Source organism: Ruegeria sp. HKCCD7628 (assembly GCF_057221005.1).
Genome location: NZ_JBWVBA010000001.1, coordinates 1,043,710 through 1,062,675 on the forward strand (window position 1 = coordinate 1,043,710; position 18,966 = coordinate 1,062,675).

Here is an 18,966-nt window from a genome sequence, read left to right on the forward strand (position 1 = left end):
GCAAAACGCAGCATTATAAGCGGTTGAATCAACATCAGGGCCTGAGATTATTCGGCGATTAATCCCATCCGCGCCGCCGCATACTCAAGACCACTACAAGCAATACGGGCGCTGTCGAAATGACTTCCTTCGCTCGTCATCGCAATGAGAGCACCATAAAGTCTTACCCTGCAACCAGACTCGAGTTGACGCCTCTGCAGTTAAACCCATCAACCATACCTTAGTTCTTTACAAGCCAAGGCTCTTCGACCTTCAGACCTTGATAGACTGCGTGCATGAAAAGATGGGCAATGACAGGGTCTGTTGAAAACGGGAAAAACTGCAGTTTGCCTTCTTCAACGCCTTCCTCAGCCTCGTAGACAATCTCGTCCCCCTTGACGGTTACAAGCACTTTGAGGCCCGCCAAAGTCTCTGGATTCACAGACGTGGGATCGTCGGACAAGATCACAAAATCCGCAACTTTTCCGACCTCAATTGAGCCCTTGCTGTCCTCTTCAAAGTGCTGCCACGCGGGCCAGATCGTCATCGCCTTCAAGGCGGTCATGACATCAACCCGCTGATGAGGCCCAAGAATATCACCCGATCTGGTGCGGCGGGTCACCGTTGCCGCAAGAACACGCATACTGTCTGGAAAGGCGACGGGCGCGTCGTGATGCGTGCCAAAAATCATATCCCGTTCGCGGAGCCATCCAGTGGGCGAGATATTGTCGGCGTTCACTGGTCCAACAGTATGATCACGGTGCCAGTCGCCCCAATAGAAGGTGTGCATCGGGAAAAGTGATGGAAAGACCCCGAGGCGCTTGAAGCTGGCCACTTGATCTTCCCGCAGAAACTGCCCGTGCACCAGAACCGGGCGGTTGCCCGGATCGCCATATTTGAGTTGCGCTTCTTCCAGTGCGGCAATCAGCATGTCCGACGCGCCTTCTCCGTTTGAATGCACAAGGATCTGGAACCCATTCTCATTACACCAGTTCACAGCGTCCTGCAGTTGATCCATTGTTATTGCAGCATATCCTGCGTAGCCGGCATCATAGGTGCCGACTGGATCATAGTAGGGACGATCCCGCAAAGCAGTAAAACCCTGCGGTGACCCGTCGATTGTAAGTTTGCAGCCGCCGACCCGAACCCGGTCGACGTAGTCCGCAGAGGTGTTGTCGCGAATATAATCCCGGGCCTCCAATACGTCAGGAAACGCGACAACGTCGATGGGAAGTCCTTCCGTGGCACCGACCTTTCTTAGTACCTCTACGATCTCACCAGAAGATCGCCCCTCTTGTCCGGTCGTATACCCAAACTTGGCCCAAAGGTCGGCTCCGGCACGGGCGAAGGCCACTAGACCTTCCTCACCCAGATTTCCCAGCATCGGCACAAGAACCGAGAAAAAGGCATATTCCTCCAGAACACCGTTGGGTTCGCCTTCTTCATCGCGCTGAATCACGCCACCCGGCGGAGCTTCTGAAGCGGCCGTAATGCCAGCCAACTCCAAAGCCCTTGTGTTCGCGACTCCCAGATGCCCGGACTGATGGATAATTATGACGGGCAAGTCCTTGGAAACTACATCAAGGTCTTCTCGCGTGGGATGACGCAGCTCTTGCAGTTGAGCGTTGTCGTATCCAAAACCAACGATCATTTTCACCTGTTCGACGGCCTCTGAATTTTCTTCTGCCCAATTCGACAGTGTGGCTTGCAGGCTGGCGATATCCGTGACTTCTCCGTCAGGTGGCGAAAGCAGGTTGGCCGACAATGCCTGCAGCCCGCCCATCACAACATGCCCATGACTGTCAACAAAGCCCGGAAGAAGTGCGCGCCCATTCAGATCGAAAGTTTGTGTGCCCTCACCTTCATGCACCGAGAGATCAGACAGAGATCCAACCGCCAGAATACGACCGTTCTTGACCGCGACCGCTTGGACGGAAGGGAGTGCATCATTCATCGTTACAATGGGGCCGCCTGAATAAATACGATCGGCAATTTGTTGTGTAAACGCACAAGTGGCTGAAAAAGAAATTGCTGCGGCAAAACAAAGCGAACGTATTGCTAAAGGCATCCTGAGGTTCCTTTTCAATCCAAACATTTCAATGTGATATATTTTAGCATCGATTTGAGCCTCGCCAAAAACGAAAAAGGCCGCCCCTGTGGAACGGCCTTCTTTAGTGCAACGTTTAGGCCCGAGATTATTCGACGAATAATCTCAGCACCGTCACCGATTACTCAGTGATTTTCGACACAACGCCGGCGCCGACGGTGCGGCCGCCTTCGCGGATCGCGAAGCGCAGGCCCTGCTCCATCGCGATCGGCGCGATCAGCTCAACGCCGAACGACACGTTGTCGCCAGGCATGACCATCTCGGTGCCTTCCGCCAGGGTCACGGTGCCGGTCACGTCAGTTGTACGGAAGTAGAACTGAGGACGGTAGTTCGCGAAGAACGGCGTGTGACGACCGCCTTCTTCCTTGGTCAGGATGTAGGCTTCGGCTTCGAACTTGGTGTGCGGTGTAACCGAACCCGGCTTACACAGAACCTGGCCACGCTCAACGCCGTCACGGTCAACACCACGCAGCAGGGCGCCGATGTTGTCGCCCGCTTCACCGCGGTCCAGCAGCTTGCGGAACATTTCAACGCCGGTGCAGGTGGTTTTCGAAGTGTCACGGATGCCGACGATTTCAATCTCGTCGCCAACGTTGATCACGCCACGCTCAACACGACCGGTCACAACGGTACCACGGCCCGAGATCGAGAACACGTCTTCGATCGGCATCAGGAACGGCTGGTCAACAGCGCGCTCAGGGGTATCGATGTACTCATCAACAGCCGCCATCAGTTCCTTGATTTTCTCTTCGCCGATTTCCGGGTTGTTGCCTTCCATCGCGGCCAGAGCCGAACCTGCAACGATCGGAATATCGTCGCCGGGGTATTCGTACGAAGACAGCAGCTCGCGGATTTCCATTTCCACGAGTTCCAGCAGCTCTTCGTCGTCAACCTGGTCAACTTTGTTCATGAACACGACCATCTTCGGGATGCCAACCTGGCGGCCCAGCAGGATGTGCTCACGCGTTTGCGGCATCGGGCCGTCAGCGGCGTTCACAACCAGGATCGCGCCATCCATCTGGGCAGCACCGGTGATCATGTTCTTGACGTAGTCGGCGTGGCCGGGGCAGTCAACGTGCGCGTAGTGGCGGTTCTCGGTCTCGTATTCCACGTGGGCGGTCGAGATGGTGATGCCGCGCGCTTTCTCTTCCGGCGCACCGTCAATCTGGTCATACGCTTTGAAGTCACCGAAATACTTGGTGATCGCTGCGGTCAGCGTGGTTTTACCATGGTCAACGTGGCCAATCGTGCCGATGTTGACGTGCGGTTTTGTACGCTCAAACTTTTCCTTTGCCATGATGGCCTCCTTTTTCGGTAATGAAGGGAGCCCGTGAACCGGACCCCCTCAAATCTTTGGTTATGCGTATTTCGCCTGGATCTCGTCCGAGATGTTCTGCGGAACCGGATCGTAGTGATCGAACTGCATGGTGAACTGGGCACGGCCCGACGACATCGAACGCAGAGTGTTGATGTAGCCGAACATGTTCGCCAGCGGAACGAACGCATCGATCGCGATCGCGTTGCCGCGCGGTTCCTGACCAGACACCTGGCCACGACGCGAGGTCAGGTCGCCGATGATACCGCCGGTATATTCTTCCGGAGTGATCACTTCGACCTTCATGATCGGTTCCAACAGTTTCGCGCCAGCTTTGCGCATGCCTTCACGCATACACATACGGGCCGCGATTTCGAACGCCAGAACGCTCGAGTCAACGTCGTGGAACTTACCGTCCAGCAGGGCAACCTTGAAGTCGATCACGGGGAAACCAGCCAGCGGGCCGCTATCCATGACCGAGTTGATGCCTTTTTCAACACCCGGGATGTATTCCTTCGGAACGGCACCACCAACGATGCGGCTTTCGAACGAATAACCTTCGCCTGGCTCGGTCGGCTGGATTTCCAGCTTAACTTCACCGAACTGACCCGAACCACCCGACTGTTTCTTGTGGGTGTAGGTGTGCTCGACCGGCATCGAGATGGTTTCACGATAGGCCACCTGCGGTGCACCAATGTTCGCTTCAACCTTGAACTCGCGCTTCAGACGGTCAACCAGGATGTCCAGGTGAAGTTCGCCCATGCCCTTCATGATGGTCTGACCGGATTCCAAGTCAGTTTCCACACGGAAGGACGGGTCTTCGGCGGCCAGACGGGCCAGACCCTGGGACATCTTCTCTTGGTCGCCCTTGGTTTTGGGCTCAACCGCGATCTCGATCACCGGATCGGGGAAGGTCATGGTTTCCAGAACGACCGGCTCTTTCGCGTCACACAGGGTGTCACCGGTGGTGGTGTCTTTCAGACCCGCCAGCGCGATGATGTCGCCTGCAAACGCTTCTTCGATCTCTTCCCGGTTGTTGGAGTGCATCATCATCATACGACCGATGCGCTCTTTCTTACCTTTGGTCGAGTTCAGGATCGAGTCACCCTTTTTCATGGTGCCCGAGTAGATCCGGGTGAAGGTCAGCGAGCCAACGAAGGGGTCGTTCATGATTTTGAACGCCAGACCAGAGAAGGCCATGTCGTCATCAGCACGACGGGCGATGTCACGAACTTCTTCCTCGTCGCCGGGTTTGAAGCCCATGTAATCAACAACGTCCAGCGGGCTGGGCAGATAGTCGATCACAGCGTTGAGCAGAGGCTGAACACCTTTGTTCTTGAACGCCGAACCACCCAGAACCGGAACGAACGCGATGTCCAAAGTACCTTTGCGCAGCAGGGCGCGCAGGGTCGGAACGTCGGGCTCATTGCCTTCCAGGTATTCCATCATCGCGTCGTCGTCCATTTCGACGGCCGCTTCGATCATCTTGCCGCGCCATTCGTCAGCCATGTCTTTCAGGCTGTCGCGGATCGGCGCTTTGATCCAGCTTGCGCCCAGATCTTCGCCCTGCCACAGCCATTCTTCCATGGTGACCAGGTCGACCAGACCTTCCAGCTCGGACTCGGCACCAATCGGAATACCAACCGGAACAGCGCGTGCGCCGGTGCGGTCTTCGATCATGCGAACGCAGTTGAAGAAGTCTGCGCCGATCTTGTCCATCTTGTTGACGAAAACCATACGCGGAACCTTGTAGCGGTCAGCCTGACGCCACACGGTTTCGGTCTGGGGCTCAACACCGGCGTTTGCGTCCAGAACGCAGACGGCACCGTCGAGAACCGCCAGCGAACGCTCAACTTCGATGGTGAAGTCAACGTGGCCGGGGGTGTCGATGATGTTCAGGCGGTGCTTGGGGGTATCGGCGGTCTGACCGTCCTCGGTGCGCTCCCAGAAAGTGGTGGTCGCAGCCGAAGTGATGGTGATGCCGCGTTCCTGCTCCTGCTCCATCCAGTCCATGGTGGCTGCACCATCGTGCACCTCACCGATGTTGTGGGATTTACCAGTGTAATACAGGATACGCTCCGAGCAGGTGGTCTTACCTGCGTCGATGTGCGCCATGATACCGAAGTTACGGTATAGTTCGAGCGGATATTCGCGTGCCATTTTGGATAAGCCTCTGGATTACCAACGGTAGTGGCTGAAGGCTTTGTTCGCCTCGGCCATCTTGTGGGTGTCTTCGCGCTTCTTCACGGCAGTACCGCGGGACTGTACAGCGTCCAGCAGCTCACCGGCGAGGCGTTCTTCCATGGTGTTTTCGTTGCGGCCACGGGCGGCGGTGATCAGCCAGCGGATGGCCAGTGCTTCGCGGCGCTCGGGGCGCACTTCGACCGGAACCTGATAGGTTGCACCACCAACCCGGCGCGAGCGAACCTCGACCGACGGTTTGATGTTGTCGAGCGCTTCGTGGAACACTTCAACAGGTGCGCGCTTGATCTTGTTCTCAACGCGGTCAAAGGCGTTGTAAACGATGCGCTCTGCGACCGACTTCTTGCCGTCGATCATCAGGTTGTTCATGAACTTGGTCAGAACCTTGTCGCCAAATTTGGCGTCAGGCAGGACTTCGCGTTTTTCGGCGGCGTGACGACGTGACATATCAGCCTCTCCTTCTTACTTGGGACGCTTCGCGCCGTATTTCGAACGACGTTGCTTACGATCTTTGACGCCCTGAGTATCCAGAACACCGCGCAGGATGTGGTAACGCACACCGGGAAGGTCTTTTACACGGCCGCCACGGATCAGAACAACCGAGTGTTCCTGCAAGTTGTGGCTTTCACCGGGGATGTACGAGATGACCTCGAACCCGTTGGTCAGGCGCACTTTGGCAACCTTACGCATAGCCGAGTTCGGCTTTTTCGGTGTGGTGGTGTACACACGGGTGCAGACGCCGCGTTTCTGCGGGCACTGCTCCAGGTGCATGGACTTCGAGCGTTTTACTTTGGGCTGCCGCGGCTTGCGGATCAGCTGTTGAATAGTTGGCATTCCGGTTTCTTCCCCGTTTTGCAACACACATGACATGCACGCGCATTGCGTGCGGTTAAACTTTGCTGCACTCATGCGTCCACAAGCGCAAAACCCGCGAGCGTTCCCATTCCGAGGTGAACGTCGCGGTTGGTTATCAGAGGACGCGAACTGCAAAATTGTTCGGGTCTTGACCAGTCCATTACTGAGATCGGTTTTGAGGCGGCCCCCGGTACCGAGATGGGCGCGTATTAAGGGGAGTCGGCGCAAGTGTCAACAGTACACCGGACCCGTCGCCTATCAGCCTGCATTCCGTTGACTTATACGGTCCGATCGTCGGCCGCCAGTGCTGCTTGCCATTGCGGGTTCGGGGGCGCAGGGGCATAGTCGGGGACAACGCCACGCACCACGGATGACCCATGCAAATCATCGGCCTGTGCCGCTTTTCCTACCCCGCCCATGGCGGCTTTCAGGTCGAACATGACACGATCGAGGAACGGCGCGCCTATCTCTACCACCCTACCCGGCTGGAAGAGAGGTTTCGCCTGTTTGAAACCACCACCCTGCCCTGTCTGCGCGAACAGACGGATGAAGATTTCCAATTGCTCATCGTGATCGGGGATTGCCTGCCGAAACCCGCATTTGATCGGCTGCACGACCTGACCGCAGGCATGAAACAGGTGCAGATCATCGCCCGTCGTCCCATGCGCCACCGCCGGGTGATGAAAGAGATCCTGAACGCCGCGCGTCACGATCCCAACGTGCCCTGCATCCAGTTCCGGCATGATGATGACGACGCCGTGTCGGTGGATTTCGTCGAACGGCTACGTATCGCCGCTGACGAAGGCGGCGCGCTGATGCGCAACCACAAAACGGTCGCCATCGACTATAACCAAGGGTTCCTGGCGCGGTTCGGGCCCGAGGGCATTCACGCCGCGCAGGTGTTTCAACCGCTGCTGGGGATCGGGTTTGCCATGTACGTGCGGGGTGGAAGTGATCTGACAATCATGAATTTTGGGCATCACAGGATCGGAAACTACATGCCGGTGATCAGCTATCCAGACGCGCCGATGTGGGTGCGCACGCTGAATTCGTTCAACGATTCACCCCATGCCCGCAAAAGCAACACCCAGCTTGCACCCCTGACCCCCGAACAAGAGGGCGAGTTCATCGCCCGCTTTGCCATCGATCAGGACGCCGTGCGTCGGGTTCACTCGGCTGTATGAACCGCACGTTCGCGGAATAGAGTAAACAGCCCGGCGCCGACGACCAAAATAGCGCCAGCCATGGTGACGGCATCAGGCCAATCTCCGAACACGACCCAGCCCAATGCCAGCGCCCACAGCAGACTTGAATAACGGAATGGCGCGATGAAACCCACATCGCCCTCGCGCATGACCATGACGCTGCACAGATACCCGATCAGCACAAACACCGCAGCGCAGGCAATCATCACCCCCGCGTCGAATGGGGCAGGTTGCCAGCCCGTGGTCGCAGAGGCGATCCCGGCCGACACCGTAATAGTAACCGATGTCGCCAGCGTCACCGTCAGCGAAGGCACATGAACGGTCATGCGCCGCGTGATCAGATCCCTCACAGTGACGGACAATACCGCAATCAGAGCGTAGATGGCATAGATGCTGAAACCTTCGGGGCCCGGCCGGACGATCAGCAGCATGCCAGTAAAGCCCAACCCGATAGCCACGATCCGCCGCCAACCGATTTGCTCCCGAAAGAACAGCACCGCGCCTAAAGTCACTGTCAGTGGTAGCGCCTGCAACACGGCGGTCACATTGGCCAATGGCATGTGCAACAACGCAGTCAAAAAGAAGAACGTGGCCGACAACTCGGCCAGACAACGCGCGGCGATCAGCCATTTGTCGTGGCGTGGAAAGTTCAGATGCAAAGCCCCCAAATGCCGCGCCAAGAGATAGACCAGAACCGTCGCCAAAGCCCCGCGCATCGCCACCATCTGGAACAAAGGCACCTGCTCCCCTGCCAGCTTGATCAGCGTATCATTGATGGTAAAGCCCGCCATGCTGCCCATCATCAGCAGGGCGCCTTTTATGTTTGGAGACATGGAAACAGAACTCAGATATTTTCGTGCTCATTCGCGGGGATGACGCGCTGCAAGTCAATAGACGTGGCTGGAAAAGTGAATTGCAGATCGCACCAATGTGTTGAACGGTTTGACCATTCTAAAGCTAATTTTCTGGAGACATTGTGTTTGAGAAGAATTCTCAAGGTTTTGGTCAGCGACCACATCGCTACCAAACCCGTGGTGATCAGCCGCAACCAAAGGCGCGCGTGACACAGTCGAAAACCCGCAGATCTCAGCCTGGCCCGACCCCTATCAGATTTGACTTAGTGTTTTGGGGCGCTCTCAGCTCGTTGTTGTGTTTTTCCTATTTTTCAACCTTCAAGCAATTTCTGATCTGGCACCGGAATCCGTGAAAAACGGTGACACGCCGGGCGCGTTTGGAGTGCCTGTTGCCATATTGACCATTGTTTGGATCGCCGCCATTCCAGTCTTGTTTGTTCTCGGCGTCTATCGAAGTGCGCTAAGCGGAAAACTACTTCTTAATTGGTTTGCGACGGGCGCGTTTGTGGAGGTTGCGCTTGGCGTTCTGTTCCTGAATCTGAGCACTTGAACGCACATCTGTCGCATTGCCTGAGCCCACCGCGCGCCTTTTTTGATACGATCGGCGCTCTGTTCGGCAAGACCACAACAACAAAAAAAGGCCCCGCGTTTCCGCAGGGCCTGTTCTTTGCTCTGAAACCGTGTTTATTCGCGGCTTTCGGGGGCGTCGACCACGATGTCCAGCTCATCACCGACCATGTCGTCGTCAATAACCGGAGCAGCCAGAGCAGCGGCTGCTTCGGCCTCTTCCCGGCGCGCCTCGATGACGACGTTGTCGCGACCTTGGGCCACCTGACGCACGGCCTGAGTCGCGCCACCGGTACCAGCGGGGATCAGACGACCAACGATGACGTTCTCTTTCAGGCCAACCAGCTTGTCTTTCTTGCCCTGAACCGAGGCTTCGGTCAGCACGCGAGTGGTTTCCTGGAACGACGCCGCCGAGATGAACGAACGCGTTTGCAGCGAGGCTTTGGTGATCCCCAGAAGGATCGGCTCGCCCTGTGCCGGACGACCACCGCGGGCGATGGTCTTCTCGTTGGCCGCATCGAACTCTTGCTTGTCGACATGCTCGCCTTTCAGCAGGGTGGTGTCGCCTGAATCCAAGATCTCCCACTTCTGCAGCATCTGGCGCACGATAACCTCGATGTGCTTATCGTTGATCTTCACGCCCTGCAGACGATACACGTCCTGCACCTCGTCGATCATGTAATCCGCCAGCGCTTCGACACCCATGATGGACAGGATGTCATGCGGAGCAGGGTTACCGTCCATCAGGTACTCACCCTTCTGGATGAAGTCCCCTTCGGCGACCGGGATGTGCTTGCCCTTGGGCACCATGTATTCAATGGTCTCCATGGACTCGTCAGCCGGCTCGATGCTGATGCGGCGCTTGTTCTTGTAGTCGCGGCCAAAGCGCACGTAACCATCGGCTTCTGCGATGATCGCGTGATCTTTCGGACGACGGGCTTCGAACAGTTCGGCCACACGCGGCAGACCACCGGTGATGTCCTTGGTCTTGGCGCCTTCACGCGGGATACGCGCGACAACGTCACCAGCTTCGACAGTTTGACCATCTTCGACCGACAGGATCGCATCCACCGACATCGGATAGTGAACCGGGTTGCCCGCATCGTTGCGGACTGGTTCGCCATCTTCACCGACCAGAATGATCTCGGGCTTGAGGTCGCTGCCTTTGGGGGCGGCGCGCCAGTCGATCACGATCTTCTGGGTCATACCGGTTGCATCGTCGGTCTCATCCCGGACAGCGATGCCCGAAACAAGGTCGACATATTTCGCGGTACCGGCTTTCTCGGCGATGATCGGCAGAGTGTAGGGATCCCATTCATACAGCTTGTCGCCGCGAGCAACCTTGGCGCCATCCTTGACGAACAGCTTGGAGCCGTAGCCCAGCTTGAAGCTGGCACGCTCTTCGCCGTGTTCGTCGTTGATCACCAGCTTCATGTTCCGGCCCATGACCAGGCTTTCGCCTGCGGCATTGATCAGAATCTGCGGGTTCTCGAACGCGACAACACCTTCTTGGTTCGCTTCCTGGAACGACTGCTGACCACCTTGCGCAACGCCACCGATGTGGAAGGTCCGCATGGTCAGCTGTGTACCGGGTTCACCGATCGACTGCGCGGCGATGATGCCGACAGCCTCACCCGTGTTCACCATGGTACCGCGTGCAAGGTCACGACCGTAGCAGGTGGCACAGACGCCTTCCTCGGACTCACAGGTCAGAGGCGAGCGGATGCGCATCGAGGCAACGCCAGCTTCATCGATAGTGTCGGCCATGCGTTCGTCGATCAACTGACCAGCTGCAACCAGCACCTCATCCGTACCCGGACGCAGAACGTCGTCAGCAGATACACGGCCCAGCACGCGCTCGGCCAGCGAAGCAACAACCTCACCGTCATTCACGGCGGCTTCGGCAGTGATCGCACGTTCGGTGCCACAGTCGATCTCACGAACGATACAGTCTTGCGCCACATCCACCAGACGACGGGTCAGGTAACCCGAGTTCGCCGTCTTAAGAGCGGTATCCGACAGACCCTTACGGGCACCGTGGGTCGAGTTGAAGTACTCGAGAACGGTCAGACCTTCTTTAAAGTTTGAGATGATCGGCGTCTCGATGATGTCACCGTTCGGCTTGGCCATCAGGCCGCGCATACCGCCCAGCTGTTTCATCTGAGTGACCGAGCCACGCGCGCCCGAGTGGGCCATCATGTAGACCGAGTTCGGCTCCTGCTCAGAACCGTCCGCTGCCCGATCCGACGACGAAATCGTCGACATCATGGCCTCGGTGACGCGGTCGTTACACTTCGACCAGGCATCGACAACTTTGTTGTACTTTTCGCCCTGAGTAATCAGGCCGTCCATGTACTGCTGTTCAAAGTCCTTCACCTGACCGCGGGTGTCATCAACAATGCCCCACTTGTCGTCCGGAATGACCATGTCGTCCTTACCGAACGAGATGCCCGCCTTGAACGCTTCTTTGAAGCCCATCGACATGATCTGGTCACAGAAGATAACCGACTCTTTCTGACCGCAATAGCGGTAGACGGTGTCGATCACCTGCTGCACTTCTTTCTTCCGCAGCAGACGGTTGACCAGCTCGAACGGTGCTTTGTTGTTCATCGGCAGCAATGCACCCAGGCGCAGACGGCCAGGAGTGGTTTCAAAACGCTTCTGAACCTCGTTGCCTTCGTCGTCGATCTGCGTGATCCGCGCGGTGATTTTCGAGTGCAGGTGCACTTCGCCGGAATCCAGCGCGTGCTGAACTTCGTCGATCGACCCGAACACCTTGCCTTCGCCCGGCATGCCTTCGCGTTCCAGCGTCACATAGTAGAGACCCAGAATCATATCCTGCGACGGAACGATGATCGGCGCGCCGTTTGCAGGCGACAGAACGTTGTTCGTCGACATCATCAGAACACGCGCTTCCAACTGGGCCTCAAGGCTCAGCGGGACGTGAACGGCCATCTGGTCACCGTCGAAGTCGGCGTTAAAGGCCGAACAGACCAGCGGGTGCAGCTGGATGGCTTTACCTTCGATCAGAACGGGCTCGAACGCCTGAATGCCAAGACGGTGCAGCGTCGGTGCACGGTTCAGCATGACAGGGTGTTCGCGGATCACCTCGTCGAGGATATCCCACACTTCGGGACGCTCTTTTTCGACCAGTTTCTTCGCCTGTTTCACGGTCGAAGACAGACCCTTGGCTTCAAGGCGCGAGTAGATGAACGGCTTGAACAGCTCCAGCGCCATCTTCTTGGGCAGACCACACTGGTGCAGCTTGAGTTCCGGACCGGTCACAATGACCGAACGGCCCGAGAAGTCGACCCGCTTACCCAGAAGGTTCTGACGGAAGCGACCCTGCTTACCCTTCAGCATGTCCGACAGCGATTTCAGCGGACGCTTGTTTGCGCCAGTGATTACGCGGCCACGACGGCCGTTGTCGAACAGAGCGTCAACGGATTCCTGCAACATCCGCTTTTCGTTGCGGACGATGATGTCAGGTGCGCGCAGTTCGATCAGACGCTTCAGACGGTTGTTCCGGTTGATGACGCGGCGATACAGATCGTTCAGATCCGAAGTCGCGAAACGGCCACCATCCAGCGGAACCAGCGGACGCAGTTCCGGCGGAATGACCGGGATCACGGTCATCACCATCCACTCGGGTCGGTTGCCCGACTCGAGGAAGCTCTCAACAACCTTCAGGCGCTTGATGATCTTCTTGGGCTTAAGTTCGCCGGTTGCTTCGGCCAGATCAGCGCGCAGCTGCTCGGCTTCGGCTTCCAGATCGATCTGGGCCAGCATCTCACGGATGGCTTCGGCACCGATATTCGCGGTGAACGCGTCCATGCCATAGGCATCCTGCGCATCCATGTACTCTTCTTCGGTCAGCATCTGGCCGTAGGTCAGGTCAGTCAGACCGGGCTCGATGACGACATAGTTTTCAAAGTACAGGACGCGTTCCAGATCGCGCAGCGTCATGTCCAGCATCAGACCGATGCGGGACGGCAGCGATTTCAGGAACCAGATGTGCGCAACGGGTGCTGCCAGTTCGATGTGGCCCATACGCTCGCGGCGGACTTTTTGCAGAGTGACTTCAACGCCACACTTCTCGCAGACAACGCCGCGATACTTCATCCGCTTATATTTGCCGCACAGACATTCGTAGTCTTTGATCGGGCCAAAAATACGCGCGCAGAACAGGCCGTCACGTTCAGGCTTGAACGTCCGGTAGTTGATGGTTTCGGGTTTCTTGATCTCGCCATAGGACCAAGACAGGATCCGCTCGGGCGACGCCAACGAGACCTTGATCTCGTCGAAAACCTTCGGGGGCGTCAGCGGGTTGAACGGGTTGTTGGTGATTTCCTGGTTCATTTGTTACCTCAAATCTTGCGGAAGGGGGGACGGGAGAAAGGGCAGCGCCCTTACTCCTCAACCTCCGCATCCAGGAGTTCCATATTCAGGCCAAGGCCACGGACTTCTTTAACCAGAACGTTGAACGATTCCGGTACGCCCGCTTCAAAGTTATCCTCGCCCTTGACGATCGACTCATAGACCTTGGTCCGGCCGGCGACGTCATCCGATTTCACGGTGAGCATCTCCTGCAGGGTGTAGGCGGCACCGTAAGCTTCCAGAGCCCAGACCTCCATTTCACCAAAGCGCTGACCACCGAACTGCGCCTTACCACCCAGCGGCTGCTGGGTAACCAGGCTGTACGGCCCGGTCGAACGCGCGTGGATTTTGTCGTCCACAAGGTGGTGCAGTTTCAGCAAGTACTTGATGCCCACGGTGACCGGACGTGCAAATTGCTCACCGGTGCGACCGTCGAACAGAACCGACTGACCGCTTTCCGAGAAGCCCGCACGCACCAGCGCGTCGTTGACGTCAGCCTCTTTGGCGCCGTCGAAGACCGGGGTTGCGATCGGAACACCACGGGTCACGTTGCCCGCAGCCTCGATCAGGCCATCCTCGTCCAGACCGGTGATGCCTTCTTCGTAGACATTCTCGCCATAGGCCAGCTTCATCGCTTCGCGCACCGGGGTCAGATCGCCGGACCGGCGGTATTCACCCAGAGCTTCGTCGATGTTCAGACCCAGACCGCGCGCGGCCCAACCCATATGGGTTTCAAGGATCTGACCAACGTTCATACGCGAAGGCACACCCAGCGGGTTCAGACAGAAGTCAACCGGCGTACCATCGGCCAGGAACGGCATGTCTTCCATCGGAACAACCTTGGAGATCACACCTTTGTTCCCGTGACGACCGGCCATCTTGTCGCCCGGCTGCAGCTTACGCTTCACGGCGATGAAGACTTTGACCATCTTCATCACACCCGGGGGCAGGTCGTCGCCACGGCGGACTTTCTCGACCTTGTCTTCAAAACGGGCGTCCAGAGCGCGTTTCTGCACTTCGTACTGCTCGTTCAGAGCCTCAACGATCTGTGCGTCTTGCTCACCTTCCAGCGCCAGCTGCCACCACTGACCACGGGTCAGGGTTTCCAGCAGCTCTTCGGTGATCACCGAGCCCGGCTTGACGCCTTTCGGGCCTTTCACAGCGGTTTTGCCCAGGATCAGACCTTGCAGACGCGCATAGATGTTGCGGTCCAGGATCGCCAGCTCGTCGTCCCGGTCACGGGCCAGACGTTCGACTTCCTCACGCTCGATCTGCAGCGCACGCTCGTCTTTTTCGACGCCGTGACGGTTGAAAACGCGAACCTCAACGACCGTACCGTAGTCACCCGGCTTCACGCGCAGCGAGGTGTCGCGCACGTCAGATGCTTTTTCGCCAAAGATGGCGCGCAGCAGCTTTTCTTCCGGGGTCATCGGGCTTTCGCCCTTCGGAGTGATCTTGCCGACCAGAATATCGCCCGGCTCAACATCCGCACCGATGTAAACGATGCCCGCCTCGTCGAGGTTGCGCAGCGCTTCTTCACCGACGTTCGGGATGTCGCGGGTGATCTCTTCCGGACCCAGCTTGGTGTCACGAGCGGCGACTTCGAATTCCTCGATATGGACCGAGGTAAAGACGTCGTCACGCGCGATACGTTCCGAGATCAGGATCGAGTCTTCGTAGTTGTAACCGTTCCACGGCATGAACGCGACGACCACGTTCTTACCAAGGGCCAGTTCGCCCATGTCGGTCGACGGACCGTCGGCAATGACTTCGCCCTTCTGGACGGTGTCACCCACCTTGATCAGCGGACGCTGGTTGATGCAGGTGTTCTGGTTCGAACGCTGGAATTTACGCAGACGATAGATGTCAACGCCAGCGTCGCCCAGTTCCAGATCTTCGGTGGCGCGGATAACGATACGCTGGGCATCGACCTGGTCGATGATACCGGCGCGTTTCGCCTGAATCGCAGCGCCTGAGTCGATCGCAACCTTTTCCTCGATCCCGGTACCGACCAGCGGTGCCTCGGCGCGCAGCAGCGGAACCGCCTGACGTTGCATGTTCGAGCCCATCAGAGCGCGGTTGGCGTCGTCATTTTCAAGGAACGGGATCAGCGATGCAGCGACCGAAACCAGCTGTTTTGGGCTTACGTCGATCAGGTCAACATTCTCGCGCGGGGCAAGAGTGTAGTCACCGGCCTGACGGGTCGATACCAGATCGTTGATGAACTTACCATCAGCGTCCAGCGTCGCGTTCGCCTGCGCCACGGTGTGACGCATTTCTTCGGTCGCGGACATGTAGTGAACCTCATCGGTCACCTCGGCGTCTTTGACAACGCGATAGGGTGTTTCGATGAAGCCGTACTTGTTCACGCGGGCAAAGGTGGCCAGCGAGTTGATCAGACCGATGTTCGGACCTTCGGGCGTTTCAATCGGGCACATCCGGCCATAGTGGGTCGGGTGTACGTCGCGCACCTCAAAGCCCGCACGCTCGCGCGTCAAACCACCGGGGCCAAGCGCCGAGAGACGGCGTTTGTGGGTGACTTCCGACAGCGGGTTGGTCTGGTCCATGAACTGCGACAGCTGCGACGAGCCGAAGAATTCACGAACAGCAGCCGCAGCCGGTTTCGCGTTGATCAGGTCCTGCGGCATGACAGTGTCGATCTCGACCGACGACATACGCTCTTTGATCGCGCGCTCCATGCGCAGCAGGCCAACGCGGTACTGGTTTTCCATCAGTTCGCCGACCGAGCGCACACGACGGTTGCCCAAGTGGTCGATATCGTCGATGTCGCCCTTGCCGTCACGCAGTTCCACCAGCGCTTTGATGCAGGCCACGATGTCTTCGCGACGCAGGGTACGCAGGGTGTCCGGCGCGTCCAGAGCCAGACGCATGTTCATCTTCACGCGGCCAACAGCGGACAGGTCATAGCGCTCGCTGTCGAAAAACAGCGTGTCGAACAGGGCCGACGCAGCCTCAACGGTGGGCGGCTCACCCGGACGCATGACGCGGTAGATGTCCATCAGCGCGGTGTCGCGGCTCATGTTCTTGTCCTGAGCCATGGTGTTGCGCATGTAGGGGCCGACATTGACGTTGTCGATGTCCAGAACCGGGATGTCGGTGATGCCCGCATCCATCAGATCCTTGACAGTGCCACCAATCAGGTCGCCGTCCTTGTCGTATTCCAGGGTCAGTTCATCACCGGCTTCGACATAGATCGCGCCGTTTTCTTCGTTGATGATGTCCTTGGCGACGTACTTCCCAACGATGTTGTCAAAGGGAACCAGCAATTCGGTAACGCTGCCTTCGTCTATCAGCTTTTTGACCGCGCGCGGAGTGACTTTCTTGCCCGCTTCGGCAATCACTTCACCCGATTTCGCGTCGATCAGGTCGTATGTCGGACGAGTGCCGCGGACACGCTCGGGAAAGAACGGCGTGACCCAGCCTTTCTTTCCATCCAGCTTGTAGGAGACGGTGTTGTAATACGCGTCCATGATCGCTTCCTGATCCAGACCCAGCGCATAAAGCAGGGTCGTCACAGGCAGTTTGCGGCGACGGTCGATACGGGCAAAAACGATGTCTTTGGCGTCGAACTCAAAGTCCAGCCAGCTGCCGCGATACGGGATGATGCGGCAGGCGAACAGCAGTTTACCGGACGAGTGGGTCTTGCCCTTGTCGTGGTCAAAGAACACACCGGGCGAGCGGTGCATCTGGCTGACGATCACACGCTCGGTGCCGTTCACGATGAACGTACCGTTCGGCGTCATCAGGGGCATGTCGCCCATGAACACGTCCTGTTCTTTGATGTCTTTGACCGACTTCGCGCCGGTATCTTCATCGACATCAAACACGATCAGACGCAGAGTGACCTTCAGCGGTGCGCTGTAGGTCATGTCGCGCTGCATGCACTCTTCGACGTCGTATTTGGGTTTTTCCAGATCGTATTTCACGAACTCCAGAACGGAGGTCTCGTTGAAATCCTTGATCGGGAAAACCGACTGGAACACGCCTTTGATGCCTTCGCCGTCAGTGGGCTGTTCTGCATCGCCGGAGCGCAGGAAAAGATCATAAGAAGATTTCTGTACCTCAATGAGGTTCGGCATTTCCAACACTTCGCGGATTTTGCCGTAGTATTTACGAAGACGTTTCTGGCCAAGGAACGTTTGAGCCATGTCAGATGTCACCTTTCAAGTTCTCAGCGGGCAAAGACACCGTCGGGCCCCGGCATCCTGCACATTCGAGACGACACGTCCGGATCAATTCGTGGCCACCGTCCCGAAGGCAGCCTCCCGATCCATGAACCGCGTCTTAGAAAACGCCCCAACATATGAGGCCCTTGCTAAGACAGGTTCGGCTGGACCCGGATTTCTCCGGGCCCAGCCTGAATTTTCGGCACATCAGCGATGCACCTGTCAGTTGGCTTAGGCCAGCTCGACTTCGGCGCCAGCTGCTTCCAGCTTGGCTTTGACTTCTTCGGCTTCTGCCTTGTCAACGCCTTCTTTGATCTTGCCGCCAGCTTCAACCAGCTCTTTGGCTTCTTTCAGGCCCAGACCGGTGATGCCGCGAACTTCTTTGATCACGTTGATTTTCGAAGCGCCGGCGTTCTTCAGAACGACGTCGAATTCGGTTTTTTCTTCCTCAGCTGCGCCGCCGGCGTCGCCACCAGCTGCCATGACAACTGCGCCGCCTGCTGCGGGCTCGATGCCGTATTCGTCTTTGAGGATGGTTTTCAGTTCTTGTGCTTCCAGCAGGGTCAGACCCACGATGCTTTCTGCGAGTGCTTTCAGATCAGCCATTTTATCAGCTCTTTCCGTTTACAGTGTGTGTTCCAACGTCAGGGTGCTCACCCTACGCAGATCATTCAGTGCCAACCGCTTACGCAGCTTCCGCCTTCTCTTCGATGGTGGAAAGGATGCTTGCGATGTTGCTTGCAGGTGCGCCAATTGCACCGGCGATGTTCGAAGCAGGCGCGCCAAGCATACCCGCGATCGTAGCAATAAGCTCTTCACGCGACGGCATTTTCGACACGGCTGTAACACCAGCCCGGTCCAGAGCGTTCTCGCCCATTGCACCGCCAAGGATTTCGAACTTTTGGTTCTCTTTGGCGAAGTCCTCGGCCACCTTGGCTGCTGCCACGGGATCCTCGGAATAGGTCAGAACGGTCATACCCGTCAGCAGGTCACCAATGCTTTCACATGGCTTTCCGTCGAGGGCGATTTTGGCGAGCCTGTTCTTGGCAACACGCACGGCGCCACCCGCGTCACGAGCACGTGCGCGAAGGTCCTGCATCTCGGCAACTGTCAGACCGGCGTAATGGGCAACCACTACGACGCCAGAGCTTTCGAAGATTTGGCCGAGTTCCTCGACCACTTTCTCTTTCTGGGCTCTATCCACAGTTCTCTCCAAGTTTGGGATGTTGGACATCCCGGCTCATATTTGCCGAGGCCGAAACCCCAGCGTTCAGGTCCGTTGTTACGGGATTGGCCAAAATGCGCCCGAGGAATGCGA

11 protein-coding genes are annotated in these 18,966 nt (G+C 57.5%); 1 reads left to right on the plus strand and 10 read right to left on the minus strand.

What is annotated here, in order from left to right; genetic code table 11:
- Positions 1-220: 220 nt before the first annotated feature.
- The 5 genes from AC2TAD_RS05215 to rpsL all read right to left on the minus strand — a co-directional run bounded on the left by AC2TAD_RS05215 (position 221) and on the right by rpsL (position 6,437).
- On the minus strand, positions 221-1,933 hold the full coding sequence (locus AC2TAD_RS05215) for an amidohydrolase (protein WP_480866361.1): 1,713 nt from the start codon (positions 1,931-1,933) through the stop codon (positions 221-223).
- 274 nt (positions 1,934-2,207) lie between these two features.
- Positions 2,208-3,383 carry an elongation factor Tu gene (gene tuf / locus AC2TAD_RS05220; RefSeq protein ID WP_170356932.1) on the minus strand — a complete coding sequence of 392 codons (1,176 nt, stop codon included), beginning with the start codon at positions 3,381-3,383 and terminating at the stop codon, positions 2,208-2,210.
- A gap of 60 nt (positions 3,384-3,443) precedes the next feature.
- Positions 3,444-5,561, minus strand: coding sequence for an elongation factor G (gene fusA / locus AC2TAD_RS05225; RefSeq protein ID WP_480866362.1), 2,118 nt, complete (start codon positions 5,559-5,561; stop codon positions 3,444-3,446).
- 18 nt (positions 5,562-5,579) lie between these two features.
- Positions 5,580-6,050, minus strand: coding sequence for a 30S ribosomal protein S7 (gene rpsG / locus AC2TAD_RS05230; protein ID WP_039529242.1), 471 nt, complete (start codon positions 6,048-6,050; stop codon positions 5,580-5,582).
- Positions 6,051-6,065: 15 nt separating this feature from the next.
- Positions 6,066-6,437 carry a 30S ribosomal protein S12 gene (gene rpsL, locus AC2TAD_RS05235; RefSeq protein WP_005621086.1) on the minus strand — a complete coding sequence of 124 codons (372 nt, stop codon included), beginning with the start codon at positions 6,435-6,437 and terminating at the stop codon, positions 6,066-6,068.
- Between the two features lie 398 nt (positions 6,438-6,835).
- On the opposite strand from rpsL, the gene AC2TAD_RS05240 reads away from it, so the two are divergent.
- The gene (locus tag AC2TAD_RS05240) at positions 6,836-7,642 is read left to right on the plus strand and encodes a putative rhamnosyl transferase (protein ID WP_480866364.1); all 807 of its coding nucleotides are present in this window, start codon (positions 6,836-6,838) and stop codon (positions 7,640-7,642) included.
- On the opposite strand, the gene AC2TAD_RS05245 is transcribed toward AC2TAD_RS05240, so the two are convergent.
- The 5 genes from AC2TAD_RS05245 to rplJ form a co-directional block, all read right to left on the minus strand.
- Positions 7,627-8,496 (minus strand): DMT family transporter, encoded by an 870-nt coding sequence (locus AC2TAD_RS05245; RefSeq protein ID WP_480866366.1) that lies wholly within the window; start codon positions 8,494-8,496, stop codon positions 7,627-7,629. The genes AC2TAD_RS05240 and AC2TAD_RS05245 overlap by 16 nt on opposite strands.
- Before the next feature lie 705 nt (positions 8,497-9,201).
- Positions 9,202-13,443, minus strand: coding sequence for a DNA-directed RNA polymerase subunit beta' (rpoC, locus tag AC2TAD_RS05250; protein ID WP_353393923.1), 4,242 nt, complete (start codon positions 13,441-13,443; stop codon positions 9,202-9,204).
- 50 nt (positions 13,444-13,493) lie between these two features.
- The gene (gene rpoB / locus AC2TAD_RS05255; RefSeq protein ID WP_480866368.1) at positions 13,494-17,630 is read right to left on the minus strand and encodes a DNA-directed RNA polymerase subunit beta; all 4,137 of its coding nucleotides are present in this window, start codon (positions 17,628-17,630) and stop codon (positions 13,494-13,496) included.
- Positions 17,631-17,879: 249 nt separating this feature from the next.
- Positions 17,880-18,254 carry a 50S ribosomal protein L7/L12 gene (gene rplL, locus AC2TAD_RS05260; protein WP_008755409.1) on the minus strand — a complete coding sequence of 125 codons (375 nt, stop codon included), beginning with the start codon at positions 18,252-18,254 and terminating at the stop codon, positions 17,880-17,882.
- Between the two features lie 79 nt (positions 18,255-18,333).
- A complete protein-coding gene (rplJ, locus tag AC2TAD_RS05265) occupies positions 18,334-18,852 on the minus strand; it encodes a 50S ribosomal protein L10 (protein ID WP_170355300.1) in 519 nt (172 codons plus the stop codon).
- Between the last annotated feature and the right edge of the window lie 114 nt (positions 18,853-18,966).